General features: G+C 64.5%; 19 protein-coding genes. 7 read left to right on the forward strand and 12 right to left on the reverse strand.

The annotated features are described in order from the left end of the window. The first annotated feature begins 34 nt into the window (after positions 1 to 34). The 3 genes from VHK65_10370 to VHK65_10380 are packed head-to-tail and all read left to right on the forward strand — an operon-like array spanning position 35 to position 2,029. Positions 35 to 496, forward strand: a complete 462-nt coding sequence (locus tag VHK65_10370; GenBank protein HVS06552.1) for a hypothetical protein — start codon at positions 35 to 37, stop codon at positions 494 to 496. Positions 497 to 518: 22 nt separating this feature from the next. After that, entirely contained in the window at positions 519 to 1,451 is a 933-nt protein-coding gene (locus tag VHK65_10375) for a PfkB family carbohydrate kinase (GenBank protein HVS06553.1), read from the forward strand. Then, a complete protein-coding gene (locus tag VHK65_10380) occupies positions 1,424 to 2,029 on the forward strand; it encodes a macro domain-containing protein (protein HVS06554.1) in 606 nt (201 codons plus the stop codon). The genes VHK65_10375 and VHK65_10380 overlap by 28 nt, the downstream gene beginning before the upstream one ends. Here VHK65_10380 and VHK65_10385 read toward each other — a convergent pair. Genes VHK65_10385 through VHK65_10400 form a run of 4 tightly spaced genes read right to left on the reverse strand, consistent with a single transcriptional unit; the run spans position 1,967 to position 6,703 of the window. Beyond that, positions 1,967 to 3,274, reverse strand: coding sequence for an Nramp family divalent metal transporter (locus tag VHK65_10385; GenBank protein HVS06555.1), 1,308 nt, complete (start codon positions 3,272 to 3,274; stop codon positions 1,967 to 1,969). The genes VHK65_10380 and VHK65_10385 overlap by 63 nt on opposite strands. Positions 3,275 to 3,281: 7 nt before the next feature. After that, positions 3,282 to 4,535, reverse strand: a complete 1,254-nt coding sequence (locus tag VHK65_10390) for a CBS domain-containing protein (GenBank protein ID HVS06556.1) — start codon at positions 4,533 to 4,535, stop codon at positions 3,282 to 3,284. Positions 4,536 to 4,538: 3 nt separating this feature from the next. Next, entirely contained in the window at positions 4,539 to 5,786 is a 1,248-nt protein-coding gene (gene fabF, locus VHK65_10395; protein HVS06557.1) for a beta-ketoacyl-ACP synthase II, read from the reverse strand. Continuing rightward, complete coding sequence (locus VHK65_10400; GenBank protein ID HVS06558.1) at positions 5,780 to 6,703, reverse strand: 3-oxoacyl-[acyl-carrier-protein] synthase III C-terminal domain-containing protein; 924 nt, start codon at positions 6,701 to 6,703, stop codon at positions 5,780 to 5,782. Before VHK65_10400 ends, fabF (VHK65_10395) begins: the two co-directional genes overlap by 7 nt. A 210-nt stretch (positions 6,704 to 6,913) precedes the next feature. Here VHK65_10400 and acpP point away from each other — a divergent pair, with 210 nt between their 5' ends. The 4 genes from acpP to VHK65_10420 all read left to right on the forward strand — a co-directional run bounded on the left by acpP (position 6,914) and on the right by VHK65_10420 (position 9,639). Further along, the gene (acpP, locus tag VHK65_10405; protein HVS06559.1) at positions 6,914 to 7,159 is read left to right on the forward strand and encodes an acyl carrier protein; all 246 of its coding nucleotides are present in this window, start codon (positions 6,914 to 6,916) and stop codon (positions 7,157 to 7,159) included. A 41-nt stretch (positions 7,160 to 7,200) separates the two neighbouring features. Continuing rightward, a complete protein-coding gene (gene fabD / locus VHK65_10410; protein HVS06560.1) occupies positions 7,201 to 8,145 on the forward strand; it encodes an ACP S-malonyltransferase in 945 nt (314 codons plus the stop codon). Then, positions 8,136 to 9,377 (forward strand): beta-ketoacyl-ACP synthase II, encoded by a 1,242-nt coding sequence (gene fabF, locus VHK65_10415; protein HVS06561.1) that lies wholly within the window; start codon positions 8,136 to 8,138, stop codon positions 9,375 to 9,377. Before fabD ends, fabF (VHK65_10415) begins: the two co-directional genes overlap by 10 nt. A gap of 115 nt (positions 9,378 to 9,492) precedes the next feature. After that, positions 9,493 to 9,639 carry a DUF5679 domain-containing protein gene (locus tag VHK65_10420; GenBank protein HVS06562.1) on the forward strand — a complete coding sequence of 49 codons (147 nt, stop codon included), beginning with the start codon at positions 9,493 to 9,495 and terminating at the stop codon, positions 9,637 to 9,639. Positions 9,640 to 9,689: 50 nt separating this feature from the next. Here the strand turns inward: VHK65_10420 and VHK65_10425 are convergent, their stop codons facing one another. The 8 genes from VHK65_10425 to VHK65_10460 form a co-directional block, all read right to left on the reverse strand. Further along, on the reverse strand, positions 9,690 to 10,118 hold the full coding sequence (locus tag VHK65_10425) for a TrkA family potassium uptake protein (GenBank protein ID HVS06563.1): 429 nt from the start codon (positions 10,116 to 10,118) through the stop codon (positions 9,690 to 9,692). Between the two features lie 7 nt (positions 10,119 to 10,125). Next, a complete protein-coding gene (locus tag VHK65_10430; GenBank protein HVS06564.1) occupies positions 10,126 to 10,524 on the reverse strand; it encodes a TrkA family potassium uptake protein in 399 nt (132 codons plus the stop codon). A gap of 22 nt (positions 10,525 to 10,546) precedes the next feature. Further along, positions 10,547 to 11,257 (reverse strand): metallophosphoesterase family protein, encoded by a 711-nt coding sequence (locus VHK65_10435; GenBank protein HVS06565.1) that lies wholly within the window; start codon positions 11,255 to 11,257, stop codon positions 10,547 to 10,549. A 12-nt stretch (positions 11,258 to 11,269) separates the two neighbouring features. Next, positions 11,270 to 12,328, reverse strand: coding sequence for an AI-2E family transporter (locus VHK65_10440; protein ID HVS06566.1), 1,059 nt, complete (start codon positions 12,326 to 12,328; stop codon positions 11,270 to 11,272). 66 nt (positions 12,329 to 12,394) lie between these two features. Further along, a complete protein-coding gene (locus VHK65_10445; protein ID HVS06567.1) occupies positions 12,395 to 12,982 on the reverse strand; it encodes a DUF5317 family protein in 588 nt (195 codons plus the stop codon). A 3-nt stretch (positions 12,983 to 12,985) separates the two neighbouring features. Beyond that, positions 12,986 to 15,322, reverse strand: coding sequence for an MFS transporter (locus tag VHK65_10450; protein ID HVS06568.1), 2,337 nt, complete (start codon positions 15,320 to 15,322; stop codon positions 12,986 to 12,988). A gap of 519 nt (positions 15,323 to 15,841) precedes the next feature. Further along, positions 15,842 to 16,486: a response regulator transcription factor gene (locus VHK65_10455; GenBank protein HVS06569.1), complete on the reverse strand. Its 645-nt coding sequence runs from the start codon at positions 16,484 to 16,486 to the stop codon at positions 15,842 to 15,844. Then, positions 16,483 to 18,192, reverse strand: coding sequence for a GAF domain-containing sensor histidine kinase (locus VHK65_10460; protein HVS06570.1), 1,710 nt, complete (start codon positions 18,190 to 18,192; stop codon positions 16,483 to 16,485). The genes VHK65_10455 and VHK65_10460 overlap by 4 nt, the downstream gene beginning before the upstream one ends. Between the last annotated feature and the right edge of the window lie 147 nt (positions 18,193 to 18,339).

Below are 18,339 nucleotides of genomic sequence, written 5' to 3' on the forward strand. Positions count from 1 at the left end.
TGCTTTTCTGGAAAGTTTGTGCTAGCCTGCTCCCATGGGCGAGATGGCAACACTGGTCGAAGGCACCCCCGGAAGCCGGGCGGTGGCGGACGTGGCGACCGTACCGCTGCTTCGCCGAGTGGTCGAGAGCCTGGCGACGATGCGGCCCGGCCGTTATACCGTCTATCTCGGCCGGCCTGACCCGGCGGCGGTCCGCGCCGAATGGGACCAGGAAGTGGCGCTGCTGCGGAGCGCGCGGCGCGCGGTCGTGACTACACCGGACACCACGCCCCTCCCCCAGGAGGCCGACCGTCGCGATCCCGGCCTCGGCTGGCTGGCCCACGTCTGGTTCAGCGCCGTCATGGGAGACGATACGGCGATGGCCGTGATCTGCCGGCCCGACGCCGCCCATCCCGAGGAAGCCTGGCTGCTCACCGATCCGACCGCGGTGCGCCGATTCGTCGCCGCCGTCGAAGGTGAGCTCGCTCGACCCGACCCGCAGCTGCTCGCGGTGTAGACCTCCGTAGAATTGGGGCCGCGTGACGCCCCCCAACAAGCCCTGGCCCGTGCTCGTCGCCGGCACTATTACCCGCGACGATGTCCGCACGCCAATGGGCGTCAACACGGACGGCCTCGGTGGATCGGCCACGTACTTCACGCTCGCGGCGCGCTTGTTCGCTCCCGTGTGGGTCGTTGGGACGGCCGGCCCCGACTTCATGCATGCGTTCCAGGCCGCGATGAAAGGCACCGGTGCTGACCTCCGGAGCACGGTGACCTCCGAGCTCCCCACCTATCGATGGTTTGCCGAGCATGACTATGAGACCGGCACCACCCGCAACGAGCGCTCTGATCAGGGCGCGTACCGCGGCTTCACCCCGGTCCTCAGCGCCGACCAGCGCAAGGCCAAGATCGTTTTCCTCGGCAGCATGGAGCCGCGTCATCAGATGCGGGTCCTCGAACAGCTCGACGACCCGTGGCTCGTCGCGGGCGACACGATGAAGCTCTACATTCGCGAGCAGCCGGATGCCCTCGAACCGGTTCTCCAGCGGCTCGACTACATGTTCCTCAACGCCTCGGAGGCGATGGCGCTGGCGAAGGTCGAAACCATCGAGGAGGCGTCAGAGCAGCTGCGCCGTCGCTTCACGTTGCGCGGGCTCGTCATCAAGGAGGGGCCGAAAGGCGCCACCCTCTACCGTCACGGTGAGGACATTCACCTTCCCGCCCTACCCGTCGATCCGCCCATTGACCCGACCGGCGCGGGCGACGCAGTGGCCGCCGGGTTCCTCGGATGCCTCGCCGAACAGCAGGTGGAGACCGACGACTCGGTGCGCCTGGCACTCGGGTACGCCATGGTGATGGCGTCCTTCACCATCCAGCATTTCAGCGTGCGCGGCTTGCAGCCCATTACGCGCGAGGACGTCGAGGCGCGGATGGCATCGATGGCGTGGCTCCCGTCGATATCCAGGGGATGAGCTGGCAGGCTGGGAGCCTGACGGTCGAGGTCCTGCAGGGCGACCTGACGCAACAGGATGTCGACGCCATCGTCAATGCGGCCAACAACGACCTGGAGCTTGGTGCCGGCGTTGCCGGGGCCATCGCCCGTGCCGGTGGTCCGACGATTCAGGCTGAGTGCCGGGCGATCGGCCGCATCGCGGTCGGCGATGCCGCCATCACCGGCGGGGGGACGTTGACGGCGCGCTATGTCATCCATGCGACAAGCATGCGCCTGGGCGGTCGGACCAACGCCGAGAGTTTGCGCGGCTCGACACGGCGCAGCCTCGAGATCGCCAAGGCGAACGAACTGCGGTCGGTCGCGTTTCCTGCCGTCGGCACCGGGGTCGCCCACTTCCCGATGAACGAGTGCGCCCGGATCATGCTGGAAGAGGTGGTGGCGCACGGCAGGAATCCGACCAGCATCCGCGAGGTTCGCTTTGTCCTCTTCGGCGCGGAGGCGGAGGCCGCGTTCCGCAACGAGGCGCGCCGCCAGCTAGTGGCCGCTGAACAGTCCGGGGAAGAAGATCGAGGCAAGGAACGCCAGCGTCACGAATGACAGAAAGACGAAGACGATCCCACTGAAGACGTTGAAGAGTGCCGTATTCGCGTAGCGTCCCATGACGCGCTTGTCGTTCGCCAGCAACATCAGGATCGGTAAGAGCAACGGCAGCATCAGACCGTTGACGATGTTCGGAAGGTTCGTGATCAGTGCGAGGGGAGCGCCCGGGAACATCGCGATCGCGGCCCCCAACACGATCATCGTGGTGTAGATCGTCAAGAAAGCGGGGGCCTCTCTGAATGACTTGTCGATGCCGCGCTCCCAGCCAAACGCCTCCGTGATGGCGTACGTGGTCGAGAGGGGAAGCACGGACGCCGCCATCAGCGAGGCGTTGAGCAGCCCGATTGCGAAGAGTTGCTCCGCGTACTGGCCGGCCAGTGGCTTGAGGGCCAGGGCGATCTTGGCGAAGGCTGAAGGGTCCGCCGGGTCGACGGGCACGTGGTGGACAAAAACCGTGGCACCCGTCGCCACGATGATGAAGAAGGCCACCACATTCAGCGCGAGAATCCCGGTGTATGTATCGATGCGTTCGAATCGCAGTTGGCTCGGATGGAGACCCTTATCGGCCACATTCGACTGCTGAAAGAAGGCCATCCAGGGCGTGATCGTCGTGCCGACGATCGTGATGAAGATCAAGAGGTAGGACGCCGTGAAGTGAAACGTCGGCACGACGGTGTGGTGGATCACTTCATTCCATTTCGGATGAGCCAGGATGGCCGAGACGATGTATGAGACGAATACGAGGCTGAGAATCAGCAACAGTCGTTCGACCACACGAAACGAGCCGCGTAGGACGAGGAACCAGACGAACACCGCGGCCAGCGGGATCGCGATGTAGCGGGCGAAGTCACCGAAGAGGAGTTGCGAGGCGCCGGCGATGCCGGCGAACTCGGCCACGGTCGTCGCGGCGTTGGCGATGAAGAGCAGCAGCATGACCCAGACCGTCGGCGCCACCCCGAACCGTTCGCGAATCATGTCGGAGAGTCCCTTGCCGGTGACCGTTCCCATCCGAGCGACCATTTCCTGGATGGCGACGAGGCAAAACGCGGTGACGATCAGCAGCCATAACAGGTCATAGCCAAACTGCGACCCAGCGAGCGCGTATCCCGTGACTCCTGTGGCGTCGTTGTCGACCGTACCGGTGATAATTCCCGGCCCCGCCACCGAGAGCAGCATGAGGAGCCGAACCCGCCGGCTCCGGAGTGCTCCGAGCGACCGCTGCAGCGCCTTCGGCTGCGCCACCGTCTTCTTAGAAGATCCGTCGGCGGCGTCCGCCGGCCCGCGCCGGCATGACCCGCTCCATGACGTCATCGACCGTCACGATGCCGTGGATTCGGTTGTGCTCGTCGACCACCGGCACGGCCAGGAGGTTGTACTTCGAGGTCACCTCGGCGACCTCGCGCGGCCCGGCGTCGAGCCGGACGGAAATCACGTTCTTGATCATGAAGTCGCGGATCTTGGTCTCGGGCTTGGCCACGATCAGGTCGCGCAGGGACAGGACGCCCAGCAGATGCTCCTCCTCGTCGATGACGTAGACGTAATAGACGCTCTCGGCATCCGGCTCGAGCTCGCGCAGGCGTTCGATCGCCTCAGCGGCGGTCAGGGTATGCAGCACGGCGACGTACTCGGTGGTCATCAGGCCACCGGCCGTGTCCTCGCGATAGGCGAGCAGCTCCTCGACGTCGCCCGCCTCGTCTTCCTCCATTTTCTGCAGCAGCTGTTGAGCCCGCTCGCGCGGCATATCGGCCAACAAGTCCGCAACCTCGTCGGGGGCCATCGCTTCCAGGATGTCCGACGCGCGCTCGACGTCAAGACGTTCCAGGATGGAGGCCTGCATCTGCGGCTCGTCGATCTCCTCCAGGGTATCGGCGGCCTTCTCATCGTCGAGGGCGGCGAAGACCGCATTGCGATCGTCTGGGCTGAGCTCGTTGACGATATCCGCGATGTCGGCCGGGTGCAGCTTGGCGAGCTTGGTGTGGGCGATCCGAAGCTTGACCGAGCTAATGTCGGTCTTCACCGGGTCGACCGCCTCCCAGGAGATCAGCTTTTGTGGCCAATCCAGGCCGAGGGCGGCGGTAATCCGGCGCCCCAGCCCCTCGAGCCCGACGCGCCGCGCCAGCCCCCGGCTGCCGATATCGACACCGATCACGAGCATCGACCCTTCCACCTGGGACAGCTGCAGGTCATTCACCCGCACCACCCGGCGGCCGTCCATGTCGACGATCTGTTTGTCCAGAATCTGCCGCGCAAGCCACAGCTCGGTATCGGCGCGGCTGTGCGGCTGTAAGCTGGCGGCATCGACTTTCAGGCTGAGCTCTTTGTTGTCCCAGCTGCGAACCACCGACCAGTCGACGGAGCGCACCTTTCGGCTGTTCTTCAGGATGACCCCGGTGACCTTGGGAAAGGGCTCGGTCATCACCACAACGAGGTCTCGAACTCGCCCGACGCGATGCTGTCGAACGTCGACAACCTCAGCGTTGAGGAAGTCGCTGAGGAAGATCAAACGCTAGCCTCGGAATTGCTTGAAGAGCAAGGACGCGTTGTGGCCGCCGAAGCCAAAGGAGTTCGACAGCGCCAGTTTGATGTCGAGCTCGCGCGCGCCCTCTGGGATGTAGTCGAGGTCACATTGCGGGTCCGGATGCTCGAGGTTGATGGTGGGCGGCGCCACGCCTTCCTCGACGGCCTTCACGGAAATCACCGCTTCGACCGAGCCGGCGGCGCCGAGCAGATGTCCCAGCATCGATTTGGTCGAGCTGATCGGGATTCGGTACGCGGCGTCGCCAAAAATATCTTTGAATGCGAGCGTTTCCGCAACGTCGCCCAGTTGGGTCGCTGTCCCATGGGCGTTGATGTAGCTCACGTCTTCCGGCGCGACCCGCGCTTTGGCCAGGGTGCGCTTCATCGCCTGGGCTGCGCCGGCGCCAACTGGATCGGGCGCCGTGATGTGGCCGGCGTCCGCGGTCGCGCCGTAGCCAACGATCTCGGCGATGATCGGCGCACCGCGTTTCCGCGCTGACTCGAGCTCCTCGAGGATCAAGATCCCGGCTCCTTCCCCCATCACGAAGCCGTCGCGCTCCAGGTCGAACGGGCGGCTCGCCCTGGTGGCTTCGATGTCGCGCGTCGATACGGCACGCGAGGCGCAGAACGCGGCCAGCGCCAGCGGCGTGACGCACGCCTCACTACCGCCCGCGATCATGGCCATGGCGTCGCCCCGACGGATCGTTTCGAAGGCCTCGCCAATGGCGTGCGCACCGGAACTGCAAGCAGAAACCGTGCAGAAGTTCGGGCCGCGGGCACCCGTGGCGATTGAGATCTGGCCGGCGCCCATGTCCGCGATCATCATCGGCACGGTGAAGGGACTGATGCGAGACGGTCCACGTTCCTTGAGGATGGTGTGCGCCTCCTCGATCATCTCCAGGCCGCCGATCGCGCTCCCCACGATGACACCGACCCGGTCTCGGTTCGCCTCGGTGACCTGGAGCCCTGAGCCTTCGAGCGCTTCGCGGGTGGCGACCATGGCGAACTGGACGAATCGCGACATCCGGCGCGCCTCCTTCCGGTCGAGGCGAGCCTCAGGCTTGAAATCCACTACCTCACTCGCCACCTTGCTCGGCATAGCCGATGGATCGAAGGTCTGCACGCGGCGCACGCCCGATCGGCCAGCCTTGACGGCCTCCCAGGTCTCACGCGTGGTGTGACCAAGCGAGGTGATGGCGCCGGTGCCGGTGACCACGACTCGCGTACCATTTACCATTCGGCGATCCCTCCACCACCCCAGCGAAGACAGGCGGCCGCCCAGGTCGGGCCACTGCCACAGGCGAGCAGGAGCGCCGTCATGCCGTTTTGCAGCTCGCCCGCGTGGACCGCGTCGTGCAGCGCGGTCAACGGTGCGGCTGCCCGCAACGATCCATAGCGCACTGGGTCGAGCAGGATGCGGCTCGATGAGACCCCGGCTTGCTTACTCCAGGCCTGCATGATGTCTGGCGCCGACTGCTCGCCGATCACCAGGTCGATCTCCGACATGGCTAGGTTCGCCTTCTGCAGGCATTCGGCCGCCGCCTCGGTAAGCCCACGCAGCAGCGTGCGATCGTGGGCGTCGCCATTCACGTCGCTCCGTGCTGCACCACCTGCCATCGTGGACAGGACCCCGCCGTCGTCGCCCGCCTGAGTGAGCACCACGGCCGCCGCCACGCGGGTATGAACTCTCCCGCCCTGTCCGGGCAGGTCGACCAGTTGGTTATCCGACTCGGCCCCGATCAGCAAGACGCCCCGCGCGCCGGCGGCCGTGTAGCGGATCCCGACATTGAGCGCCGCCAGCATGCTCGTCTCCGCCGCGTACAGGTCAAAGCTTCCGACCATGGGGAGCTTCAGCTCCGTCTGCACCAAGCAGGCGGTGGTGGGCCAGAGCACGTCCGGTGTACTGGTGCCGACGATGATCATCTCGATGTCGGACGAGTTCACGCCGGCGGCCCGCAACGCGGCGCGCGCGGCGCCGGCCGCCAGCGATGGCGTGCTCAGGCCCTGGTCGGCCTTCACGCGATAGGAAACGCCCGTCAGATCCGTCCCAGTGACGCGCCGCGCCAGCGGCGCATCCGCCGGAGGGCGATAGATGCCCAGGCCGGCGATCGCCCCAAGGGCTAATCCGCGGCGTGCCTGGGCAAGCGACGGCATAGAGGCGGAAGTCACGCCTCATTTTAAGTCCGGCTTTTGCGCAAGGTTACGTTTGGCGCTATACGGGCCCGTAACCAAGCGCCGCCTTCGGGGATACATCTCCTGCGGGCCATCCCAGGTATTCGCGCTCCCGGTCGCGGTTCGCTATTGTAGAGACCGAATTTGGGCACGTGACCGTGCCCGCAACTCAAATATCCGCAGGAGGGAAGGATGGCTGAAGCGAATTTCGACAAGTTCCGCGGCATCATCGCAGAGCAGCTTGGCGTCGACGTCGAGAAGGTGACCCCGGAAGCGTCCTTCACCGATGACCTGTCGGCCGACTCGCTGGACCTGGTCGAGCTGATCATGGCCTTCGAGGAGGAGTACGGCATGGAGATCTCCGACGAGGACGCCCAGAAGCTTCGCACCGTCGGCGAGGCCTGGAATTACGTCAAGGGGAAGGTGTCCGTCGCCTGACGCAAAACCTCCCGACCGCCGTCCCGTATGGTGCCGGCCCGGTGGCCTTCGTTTTCCCGGGGCAGGGTTCGCAGTACGTGGGGATGGGCAAGGCCCTCTTCGACGTTTCCGAGACCGCGCGCCACGTCTTCCGGCGGGCGGACGAGACCCTTGGCTTCGGGCTGACCCGCATGTGCTTCGAGGGACCCGAGCAGGACCTCAACGACACCATCAACGCTCAGCCCGCGATCCTCACCGTGAGCATCGCCTGCCTCAATGTGCTGCGCGAGCGGTGGCAGGCCCTGGGTCAGGTGGTCGCCCCCCAGTACGTCGCCGGCCATAGCCTGGGCGAGTTCACCGCGCTGGTCGCAGCGGACGTCATCGATTTCGACAGTGCGCTGCGGCTGGTGCGTGAGCGCGGCCGGTTGATGAAAGAGAACGGCACCGAGCGGCCAGGCGGGATGCTCGCCGTCCTGGGACTCGATCGAGATGTGATCGAAGCCGTCGTCGCCGAGGCGGGCGCCGTGGGGATCATCACCGTCGCCAACGCCAACTCCCCCGGGCAGATCGTGCTCTCCGGCGAGAGCGCAGCGCTCGATCGCGCCACCGAACTCGCCCGCGCTCGGGGCGCCTCGCGGGTGGTCCGGCTGCCGATCAGCATCGCATCGCACTCACCGCTGATGGCCCGGGCCGCCGCCCAATTCGGCGAGATCGTCGCCCGGCTGCCGCTCCGTCAGCCGCGGATTCCAGTCGTGGCCAATATCACCGGACAGATCCTGACCAGCGCCGACGACATCCGCAAGGAGCTTGCCGACCACATCTTGAAGCCGGTCCAGTGGACGGCGTCGGTCGTCGAGATGGTCGCCCGCGGCAGCGCGGAATTCCTCGAGATCGGGCCCGGCCAGGTGCTCTCCGGGTTGATCCGGCGCATCAGCCAGGACTCTCACGTCGTTACCCTCAACGACCGCGAGGTCGCGCGCGTCGTCACCCCCTCCCCATCGGGATGAAACGCGTCGTCGTGACCGGGGTGGGGGCCGTGACGCCCGTCGGTCTCGATGCGCCCAGTACGTGGGCCGCGATGCTGGAAGGCCAGTCCGGCGTGGGGAAGATCACCCTCTTCGACGCGAGCGAGTTTCCGGTGCAGATCGCGGGCGAGGTGAAGGGCTTCGACGCGACCGGCCGGATCGAGCCCAAGGAGCTGCGGCGCATGGACCGCTATGCGCAGCTCGGACTGGTCGCCGCCCAGGAGGCATTCGCCGATGCCGGGATGACGAAGAACGGCCTGCTCGACGACGTCGGGGTGATCTTCGGCAGCGCCGCGGGCGGGCTTGGCGTCTTCCTCGAACAGCAACGCATCCTCCAGGAGCGCGGGCTCAAGAGGGTCAGCCCCACCTTCATTCAGAACATGCTGACCGACACGGCTTCCGGGCATATCGCGATCGCGCTCGGCCTGCGTGGCCCAAACATGGCGGTGGTTTCGGCCTGCGCTACCGGCAGCGGCGCCGTAGGAGAGGCGTTCGAGACCATCCGCCGCGGCGATGCCGACGCGATCATGACCGGGGGCGCAGAAGCCGTCCTCGTTCCCGTCGTATACGCGGGGTTCTGCGCGATGCGGGCCCTGGCCCAGCATGAGGATCCCACCCAGGCATCCCGCCCGTTCGACAAGGAACGCAACGGCTTCGTGATCTCGGAGGGTGCAGGGGCCCTGCTACTCGAGGAGCTGGAACACGCCCGCCAGCGCGGAGCGCGAATCTACGCGGAGGTGATCGGCTACGGCTCCAGCAACGACGCCTTCGACATGGCGGCGCCGGCAGAAGGCGAAGGCGCCGTGCTGACCATGCAACGGGCTTTGCGCAAGGCCGAGATCGAGCCCGAGCGGGTCGACTACATCAACGCGCACGGCACCGGGACTCCGATGAACGACAAATTCGAGACCGACGCCATCCACCGCGTCTTCGGGAAGCACGCCGACAAGCTCGCGGTCAGCAGCACCAAGTCGATGACCGGCCACATGATGGGCGCCTCGGGCGCAGTCGAGGCGGTGGTGCTGGCGCTGACCATCCGCGACCAGGTGATCGCGCCAACGATCAACTTGCAGACGCCCGATCCCGAGTGTGACCTCGACTACGTTCCGATGCAGGCGCGCCGAGCCGATATCGGCGTCGCGCTGTCGAACTCTTTCGGGCTTGGCGGTCACAACGCGAGCGTGATCTTCTCGCGCTACGCGGCGCGAAGTTGACCGGGCCACATTTTCGCGATTTTTTTGAATACGAATCGAATTCGGGCGTTGTGCTATCATCAGGCCGATTTTGGGGGCGCCTCGGGGCGTTCAGTAGCCAGCAAAGGAGAGTGTCATGGCCGTTACCGGATATTGCCTGAAGTGCAAGAAGAAGGTCGACATCAAGGACCCAGTCCACATCACGATGAAGAACGGGAAACCGGCTACCACGGGAACCTGCCCGACCTGCGGCACGAAGATCTACAAGATCGGCAAAGCGTAACGCAGCGTTAAACGAATTGAACAGCCGGTGATGCACCGGCTCTTTTTCTTTTAGGGCGCTGAGCGGCTGGCCGTCTCCTTGTTGGCCAGCTCCGACTCGATCAGGTCCAGGAGGACCTCGGTCGCGCTGAGCGCCACATCGACGCCGAGCGTCTTGAAGATCCGGACGTTTGCGGGATTGTTCACCCGGGCGACCGTCTTCGGGACGTTGAACTTCCGCTTCGCCAGCTGGCAGGTCACCAGGTTGTCCTCATCGTCGCCGGTGACGGCGACCACGACGTCGGCCCGTTCCATGCCGGTCGTGGCGAGGAACGACATCTCGTCGCCGTCGCCGACCATCACGATCTCACCGAGCGTCGAATTGAGCACCTCGGCCCGGCGGGGGTCCTTCTCGATCAGCGTGACCTCGTAACCGCGCTCGAGCAGGTGCTTGCTCAGGTAGTAGCCAACCTTTCCACCGCCGACCACGATCACGTACATGGCTGGCTCACCCCTTCAGCATCGCATGGATCTGCCTTGCCCCGGTAAGCGTGGGGCAGAGTGTATTCAAACCGAGCTCGCGGTAGACATCCTCCCGCATCGGGTCGTAGATGCGGGTGATCACGCGGGGCACTTTGAAGATCTCGCGGGCGATTTGGGCGGCCATGATGTTGCGGTTGTCGCCGTTGGTCAGCGAGGCAAACCCGTCTGCCGACTCGATTCCCGCCTGGCGGAGCACATCTTCGTCGATCCCATTGCCGAGCACCATCTCGCCGGCGAAATCGCTGCCGAGCCGGTCGAACGCGTGCCGGTTGCTATCGATCACGGTGACCTGGTGGCCGGCCTTGGAGAGGGCGAGGGCCGCCATGGCGCCCACGCGGCCGCAGCCGACGATGACGAGCTTCATGAAGGAAGACCCATTCTATGTCCTAGTGGCCGAGCGCCAGCCGAGCAGCCTCCACCGCGGGCAACCCGGCCCGCAGGATCTTGGCCTGGGTGGTCTCGACGTCGTAGGGCACCCGCCCAAAGAGGACGGCCGGCCTGCTGAGGTCAACGACCGCGAAGGCCGCATCCGGGTTGCCATCACGCGGCTGCCCGACGCTGCCCGGGTTGACGAGCGCCGAGGGCGGTAGCTCGATCCAGTCTGCCCCCTCGGGGATCTGCTCGCCGCTTTCCGTGAAGATCCGCGGCAGGTGGGTATGCCCGAAGAAGCAATACCGTTCCCCCAGGCGGTTGAGGATCTCCAGCGCCTGAAGCTCGTCGAGGATATATTCCCAGATGTACGGTTTGCGGGGGCTGCCGTGGACGACCCGATGGCGGCCGATCCGACCGTAGAAGGGCAGTCCGTCCAGGAAGTCGAGGCTGTCGGGCGTCAGGACGTCTCGCGTCCAGCGGGCGGCGGCGGCCGCGTGCGGGTTGAACTGCTCGAGCATGCTGGGATCCAGCATGGCCTGGTCGTGATTGCCACGAACGGCACGGGCCTCCACCGACTGCAGGCGCTCGATCACCTCGTTCGGCTCCGGGCCGTAGCCGACGATGTCGCCCAACACGATGATCCGATCGACGTCGGGCAGCGCCTCGAGGACGGCGTCCAGAGCCTCGAGGTTGCTATGGATATCGGACATCAGGGCCAGCTTCACGACGGCGGTCGCTCAGGCGTAGATGCGTTCGTGAGCGTAGATGAAGAGAATGCGCAGGGTGGCGGCGACCGGAACCGCGACGAAGAGCCCGAGGATCCCTCCAAGGTAGCCCCCCACTACGAACGCGATGATGATCAGCATCGGGCTCAGGTGGACGGCGTCGCCGAACACCTTCGGGGAAATGAAGTTGTACACGACGTTCGAGATGACGAAGTAGAGGATCAATACAACCACGACCTTGCCCGAGGAGTGCGTGACGAACGCGGCGACGGCCACCGCGGGGAGGGCGCCGAGAAATGGCCCGATGAACGGGATGAAGGCGGTCACGCCGGCGACGATCCCGAGCGCGAGTGAATAGGGAATGCCAACTATCCAGAGGGCAATCCCGGTCACGACGCCGATCAGGGCGCAGATGATCAACTGGCCGCGCATGTAGGCACCAAGCATGCGGTAGATGTCGGCGGCGACATCATGGGCGTCGGTTCGGTAACCCTGGGGCACGAGGTCTCGGAAGAACCGCCGGATGGCGTGGGCGTCCTTCACCAGGAAGAACGCCACCAGCAGCACCAGGATCGTCTGGAAGATCCAGTTGAGCAGCATGAAGACGTTTTCGACGACCGAGGAGAGGTGGCCCGCCAGTAACGCCGGCAGATTGCGGACGGCATCGTTGTACGACTGCCGCAGGTCAATCGGGACGCCCAGGATGGACACGACGTGGTCCTTGGCGGCGAGGTCCTGGACGTAGCTGGCGATCGCCGGACCCTGGGCGACGAGCGCGGTGAACTCCTGGCTCACGATGGGGACGAGGAAGAACACCGCGGCGGCCAGGACTGCGGCAATGATGCCGTAGAGTGCAATCACGGCCGCGAGCCGGGGCACGCGACGCCGCTCGGCCGCGTTCACCACGGGGTTTAGCAGCATCGCCAGGATTCCGGCGAGGATGAAGGGTCCCAGGATGCCCCGGATGGCGAAGGCAAGGATCAGGATCAGGGTCCCCAGGACACCAAGGAAGATCAGGGCGCGGAAGTCTCGGCTCCGCCACAGCTCATCGACCCGGCGTCGCTGGATCATCGCGGCATTATCCACTGTTCAAACGAGGAATTCGAGCCCCGGCATGCGCCAAACGAGGCGCGTGGGCTACGGGGACGGGCTCGAGCCATACACCGGCTGGAGCTCAGGTGCGCGCTGGCTGCACCGGATGATGAGCCAGGCGACACCGGCCGCCATCAGGAGGTCGCCAATACTGACCAGCGACGAGTGGCCGCCGATGCTCGGAATGGTCAAGATGTCGCCGATGAACCAGAGGCCCTGCGGGTGATCCAGGGCGATGTGCAGCGGGTCGAGGCCGCCTTTCAGTAAGGCCAATGCGGCTGAGTTCGGGTCGGCGTCGTGAGGCAACAGCACCGGCATGCGGCCGCCGAAGGCAACGATCACGATCAGATTGAGTGTCAACCCGGTCCCGAAAAGGAGGGCGCCGGGGATCTGCCGGTTGAACCAAACCACCGCCACCAGCAGGACGGCCCCGATCACGTTCAGCGGACGGGCAACGGTGACGGCCATCTCTGTGTGAGCGGTCCCGAGCAGCGCCACGACGACCTTGACCGCAAACGCCGCCAGGAGTAATTCGATGTGCCGGATGCGCACCTGGCTCAGCCGCCGGACGTCACCGCCAATCAGGACAGCGATGGCCAGCGCTGCGGCTATGACCGCAAAGAACAGGAACACTGCCTAGCCGGAGGCGGTAGCCTTGAGTGGTTGTTGAGCGGGCTCCTTGCGGAAGGTGGCTTCTCGCAAGTCTCGGAAGGCGAACCCCACAACGCCGGCGCACGCGAGCAGCAGCCCCGCCGCAACAAACACAAGCGGCGCCCCTAAACGGTCGGTAAGCGGACCCGCCATTGCCATGCCGCCAAGCAGGCCAGCCTGCGCTAGAAGGAAGCGGCTTGACATCACCCGCCCCCTAATGTAGTCCGGAGCCTCGCGCTGAATCACCGAGATGAGAGGGACGAAATAGACCGTGCTCGCCAACCCGCATAGAAATAGGAATGCGATTGCGAACGGCAAGCTCCGAAGCAGGCCGGTAAGCGCATACGAAACGCCGCACCCCGCGACGCCGACGAGGATCAGGATGCCTGCCCTGTATCGGCTCATGAGTTGGGGCGCGGCGAGTGCGCCAATGACTGCGCCGGCCCCGATTACCGCCTCGAGGAGCCCGTATCCGAAGGGACCGGCATCGAGCGCGCCGTAGGCGAGGACCACCAGCGTGGGGAACGTCATGCCAGCGAAGAGTGCAACCATGGCCGTCATCGCCATCGTGGACCGCAAGATACGACTCCTTACGATGAACCTCATTCCGTCGGCCACGTCTTGGACAATGTGCGGCGCAGCCTTCTGGGTGTTTCGGAGAACATCCGGAATGCCCAGCAGGGTGATCGCGGAAAAGAGGTAGGTGCCCGCATCGATAAGGAATAAGAGTGTCCAACTGATCGCCGCCGCGATCAGTCCTGCTGTTGCGTATCCAAGCAGCTCCATGGCACGCTCGGAGGAAAATACCAGGCTGTTCGCCCTAACCAGCAGGTCCGGCGGCACAAGATTGGGAATGATCGTTTGCTTAGCCGGATTGAAGACGGCGCTAGCTGTTGCCACCAAGAAGACACAAATGAAAACGCCCGGCAACCAGTGCAGGGCCAGAAAGGGGATCGTAACGGTGAGGATGGCCCGGACAATGTCAGAGACGATCATTAATCGCTGTCGATTGAACCGATCGACGATCGAACCTGCCAAGAGCCCGAAGAGAATGGTCGGCACAGCTTTCGCGATAAGGCCGAGAGCAACCACTGAAGCTGACCGGCTGACCAAGAACAGCATGATCGCGAGCCCGGTTGTATTCATCATGTCTCCGAAATAGGACACCGCCTGGCCGAGCCACAGCCGCCTGAAGGCGACAATGGTCAGCAGCTCGCGGTAGTTTTGCTCCTGCTTCGGGCGTGGTGCGTTCGGAAGGTCAAGTCCCCATCGCTCGGAAACAATCTTCTCGAGCTCTGTGATTACGGCCGGGTCATACCATGTCCCAGCTAACTGCCTGAGTTCGCGGATGGCCTCAGCAGGTGTCTTCACGGTTGGCCGGAAAACTCTGGCTTGGGTGATCGTGTCAAAGGCGTCACAAGCATTTACGATCCGGGAGCCCAATGGAATCGCCTCACCTTTGAGGCCATCGGGATATCCGGCGCCATCCCAGCGCTCGTGGTGGTGCATGACGATTTCAGAGACGTCTTTCTGCTCCGGGTGCTCAGCCAGGATCTGAGCGCCCTCGACCGGGTGGGTCTTGATGATCTCGTACTCCTCCGGGGTGAGCTTCCCGGGTTTCAGAAGGATCGAGTCGGGAATGGCGATCTTGCCCAGGTCATGTAGGATGCCGCCAACGCGAATGGTGTTGCATTCATCCTCACTGAGGTGCATCATGCGCGCGATCATCTCGCAGAGCTCTCCGACTCTCTGAGAGTGACCAAATGTCTGCCCATCACGCTTGTCAACCACGCGGCTCTGCATGATGAATGAGTCGCGGAGCCACTGATCTAGCCGGTTCTGTTTCTGCAAGCTTGTTCGATAGACGAGCAACGGCCCGTAGAGAAGGAAGACGACCAGCTTGCCGCCGATGGAGGTCGCCTGCATGATCGTGAAAATAAGGTAGCCAACGATGGGCAGAGCAACGTAGGTCAACCAACTGCCAGCAACCGCGTTGCGGGCCGTCCGCCAGAAGCTCGATCCCTGCAGTAAAGAGAGGAATGCCGCCACGAAAGCGTCATTCAGCCCAACGATCATGAGAACCATCAACGGTAGAGCGAGCACCCATGTGGCCTGCGGGTGCTGCAAGTTCAAGCCGTAAAACACGAGGCTAGGAATGCCGTACACGAAGCTGAACATTCCGCGCGAGAAAGCAAAACGGGTCCACGAGACGGTTCGCCCGGGGATTCGTTCATCCAGAGTTCCGATCGCAGCCACCAACATCACCGCCCACGGCGGAAGGGCGAGCAGCGCGCCAAAAAGAGGCGCCAGGCCAACCGTCAATACGGCGCCATGCCGCGTTTTCAGGGGAGCGATCGAGGAAAGGAAGGTTAGTGACAGCAGGATGACGGCCGTTGACATCAGTCCGCCGGCTGCCGGCGAGGCCAGATCATACGGTGCCTGAATGGCCGTCGTTACGACTAGAAGACCCACGCCAGACGCGCCGACAGCTAACGCGTAGAGAGTAACGGGCCTAGGCCTGGGCATCAGGTCCTCGATATCTAATCACATAACCAAATAGGTCCCAGGAACCCGACAGAAACAAAAAAACCCGGGCTTGCCCGGGTTTTTTCGTTCAAATGCCGTTAAACGTTAATGTTGGCGCCGCCGGCCAAGATGGCACCAAGCAGGCCGACAACTACGACGAGAAGCTTCTTCAAATCGACCACCCCCACGTACAAGATTCCCCGAAAGCCGCGCAGAGGACTCCCTTGGTATTCACCAAAGTAGCCCCCTCCAAGCGCCGAGTAAATCTATCACCCGGACAGCGGCCTGCCCTATTGATAGCGAACTAATGTTCGCCTAGATATCCAATTGCACCGCTTGGGCGGCCGCTTCGGCTCGGGTTCGGACCTGGAGTTTGCGGTAGATGTTCCGCAGATGGGACTTGATCGTCCCCTCACCCAGGCTAAGGCGATTGGCGATGGCCTTGTTGCTCATCCCCACAACCACCATCCGGAGGATCTGGGTTTCCCGTTCGGTAAGCGGTTCAGCCAGGGGCCGGCGCGATCTCTTCAGGGTTGAGCCCAGCCGAACGATCACCCGACGGGTCAGCTGATCGTCGAGCTGGAAGTGGCCGGCGTGGGCATCCTGGATGCTCCGGGCCAGGCTCGCCGGGTCGACATCCTTCAAGACATAGCCGGACGCACCGGCGGCGACCATCTCGACGATGTCCTCCTCCGCCTCGGAGATCGTCAGCGCCAGCACGACCCGGTCCGGGTTCTCCTCTTTGATCGCACGGGTGGCGGCGATGCCGCCCATTTCCGGCATGTTCAGGTCCATGAGGATCACGTCCGGCTTCAGCCGACGGGATCGTTCGACCGCCTGACGCCCGGTCATCGCCTCGCCCACGATGTCGATCTCGGGGAAGTCGCGGAGCATGCCCTGGACCCCTGCCCGGAAAATGGGCCGATCGTCGGCGATCAGGACGCGGACACGCTCCTTCACTCGGCCCGGTCCGCAGGGCCGATCAGCGTCACAACGGTGCCTTCCAGCGCTTGGCTGACGATTTCGAGCGTTCCGCCCATCAGCTCGGCCCGCTCGCGCATCCCCACCAGCCCGTAGGAGCCGACTTTCCGGGGGTCTTCGGCCACCCGGTGCACGTCAAAGCCGCGACCGTCGTCGCGGACTGTCATGACCCAGGGGGCCGATGATAGATCGAGAACGACCCAGAGGTTGCGCGCTCGCGAGTGCTTGCGAACGTTCGAGAGGCTCTCACGGAGTACCTGGAAGATGACTTCCTTCTGCTCCGCCGCGATGGCGTTCTCCTCGCCGCGGATGTTGACATTGGTTTCGACCAGGTTCACCCGCCCGAACTGGTCCACCAGCTTCAACAGCGAGGCCAGCAACCCCTCGGAACGGATGGTTTTAGGCCGCAGCGACTGCAGGATGTTGCGCGCACCGGCCAGGATCTCCTCCGACATCGAGCGGAGCTGCGGCAGCAACTGGCTCGCATCCTGAGGATCGCGCTCCCGCCGTTGTTCGTAGTACTTGAAGAGCGCGACGACCGCCGCCAGATCGGAGGCGAGCCCGTCGTGGATCTCGCGGGCCAGGTTCAGCCGCTCCTGCAGGACGGCGACCTCCGCAACTTTGCTCGCCAGGCTGTGTGCACGTAGCGCAGCCACCGCTTCGACCGCCAGGTCCTCGAGCCGGACTGCATCGCGCCGGTCCAGCCGCCATGGAGTGCGCCGCAGAAGCGCCAGCACCCCGATCGGCCGCTCGAGCGGAGGCGACAGGGCAATCGCGGCGAACCCCCGGTAGCCAGCGTCCACCCAGGCGGACTCGTCCGGGGTCAGTTCCTCGTTCGCGAGGTCCTCGACGGTGAAGACCTCGTTATGCTCGAGGGCTTTCCGCAGGAGACCGCTGCTGATGGAGGCGACGCCCTCTGGCGCCGCCAGCGACTCCGTCGGGACGCCGGCGCGAAGAACGAACCGCCGCTGCTCGCCCAGCGTGTACACCTGACTGGCGTCCACCTGTAGGAGATCGAGGGCTTGCTGGGCCGCCGCCAGCAGGATGGTCTGAAGGTAGCCGGCCATCTGCTCGGGTACCAGACGCGCAGCCGGCAACTCGGCCGAGGGAGGCGCGGCCTGGGTGGGCGGCTCAGGTGCTGCGGGTTCCACGGCGGGTTCGCGTTCGGCCGCTGCCGGGGGTTCGGGTGGTGGTGCCGCGGTGGCGGCTGGGGCTGGTTCCGGCGAAGGCTCGGGAGCCGGCGGTGCGGCGAGCGCTTCGCTGGGAGCCTCAACAGCTGAGGTTGTAACGGCGAACGGTTCGGTGGCAGCCTCGGGAGCCGCCAGTGTAACGGCGACCGGTTCGACTGGAGCTTCCGCGGCGGCAGTTGGCTCAGGTCGTTTCGCAGCCTGGGTCCGCTCCATCGAGCGGGCGAAGAGCTCGAAGAAGTGGTCGAGCACCTCGCGCTCGTCAGGACTCAGCTCGCCGTTGACGCCGGCAATCATCTCGGCAGCACTCGCCCGCGGCTCGTGCCACGCCGCACCGGACTCGGCCGTACCGCGGCGGAGCCGGCGGATCAGCTCACGTAGCCGTTCGGCAGCCGCCGCCCGCTCTTCATTGCTGGGATCGCGAGCACGAGCGTGCGCCAGCTGCTCCGCAATTTCGGGGAAGTTGACTTCGAGGTAGTGAACAAGGACGTCGTGCATTGCCTTCTCAGTAGGGACTTCAAACTATCGAAGTCGGGATAGAGAGTTTTGTCAAGGGCAGTTCGGCGGATGTCCGTTTAGACGATAACCGTGTACAAAGATGTTACGGGAGCCAAAGCTATAATGGCTAAGTCGCGGCTTTCCCCA

The sequence above is a fragment of the Candidatus Dormiibacterota bacterium genome (assembly GCA_035544955.1).
In the GTDB taxonomy this organism is placed as follows: domain Bacteria; phylum Chloroflexota; class Dormibacteria; order CF-121; family CF-121; genus CF-13.

What these genes read in the sequence shown, in the direction of transcription:
- VHK65_10425 (HVS06563.1), bottom strand. Translation starts at nt 10,118, where the DNA reads ATGTACGTGATCGTGGTCGGCGGTGGAAAGGTTGGCTACTACCTGAGC.
- VHK65_10370 (HVS06552.1), top strand. Translation starts at nt 35, where the DNA reads ATGGGCGAGATGGCAACACTGGTCGAAGGCACCCCCGGAAGCCGGGCG.
- fabF (HVS06557.1), bottom strand. Translation starts at nt 5,786, where the DNA reads ATGGTAAATGGTACGCGAGTCGTGGTCACCGGCACCGGCGCCATCACC.
- VHK65_10430 (HVS06564.1), bottom strand. Translation starts at nt 10,524, where the DNA reads ATGAAGCTCGTCATCGTCGGCTGCGGCCGCGTGGGCGCCATGGCGGCC.
- VHK65_10460 (HVS06570.1), bottom strand. Translation starts at nt 18,192, where the DNA reads ATGCACGACGTCCTTGTTCACTACCTCGAAGTCAACTTCCCCGAAATT.
- VHK65_10440 (HVS06566.1), bottom strand. Translation starts at nt 12,328, where the DNA reads ATGATCCAGCGACGCCGGGTCGATGAGCTGTGGCGGAGCCGAGACTTC.
- acpP (HVS06559.1), top strand. Translation starts at nt 6,914, where the DNA reads ATGGCTGAAGCGAATTTCGACAAGTTCCGCGGCATCATCGCAGAGCAG.
- VHK65_10420 (HVS06562.1), top strand. Translation starts at nt 9,493, where the DNA reads ATGGCCGTTACCGGATATTGCCTGAAGTGCAAGAAGAAGGTCGACATC.
- VHK65_10400 (HVS06558.1), bottom strand. Translation starts at nt 6,703, where the DNA reads ATGCCGTCGCTTGCCCAGGCACGCCGCGGATTAGCCCTTGGGGCGATC.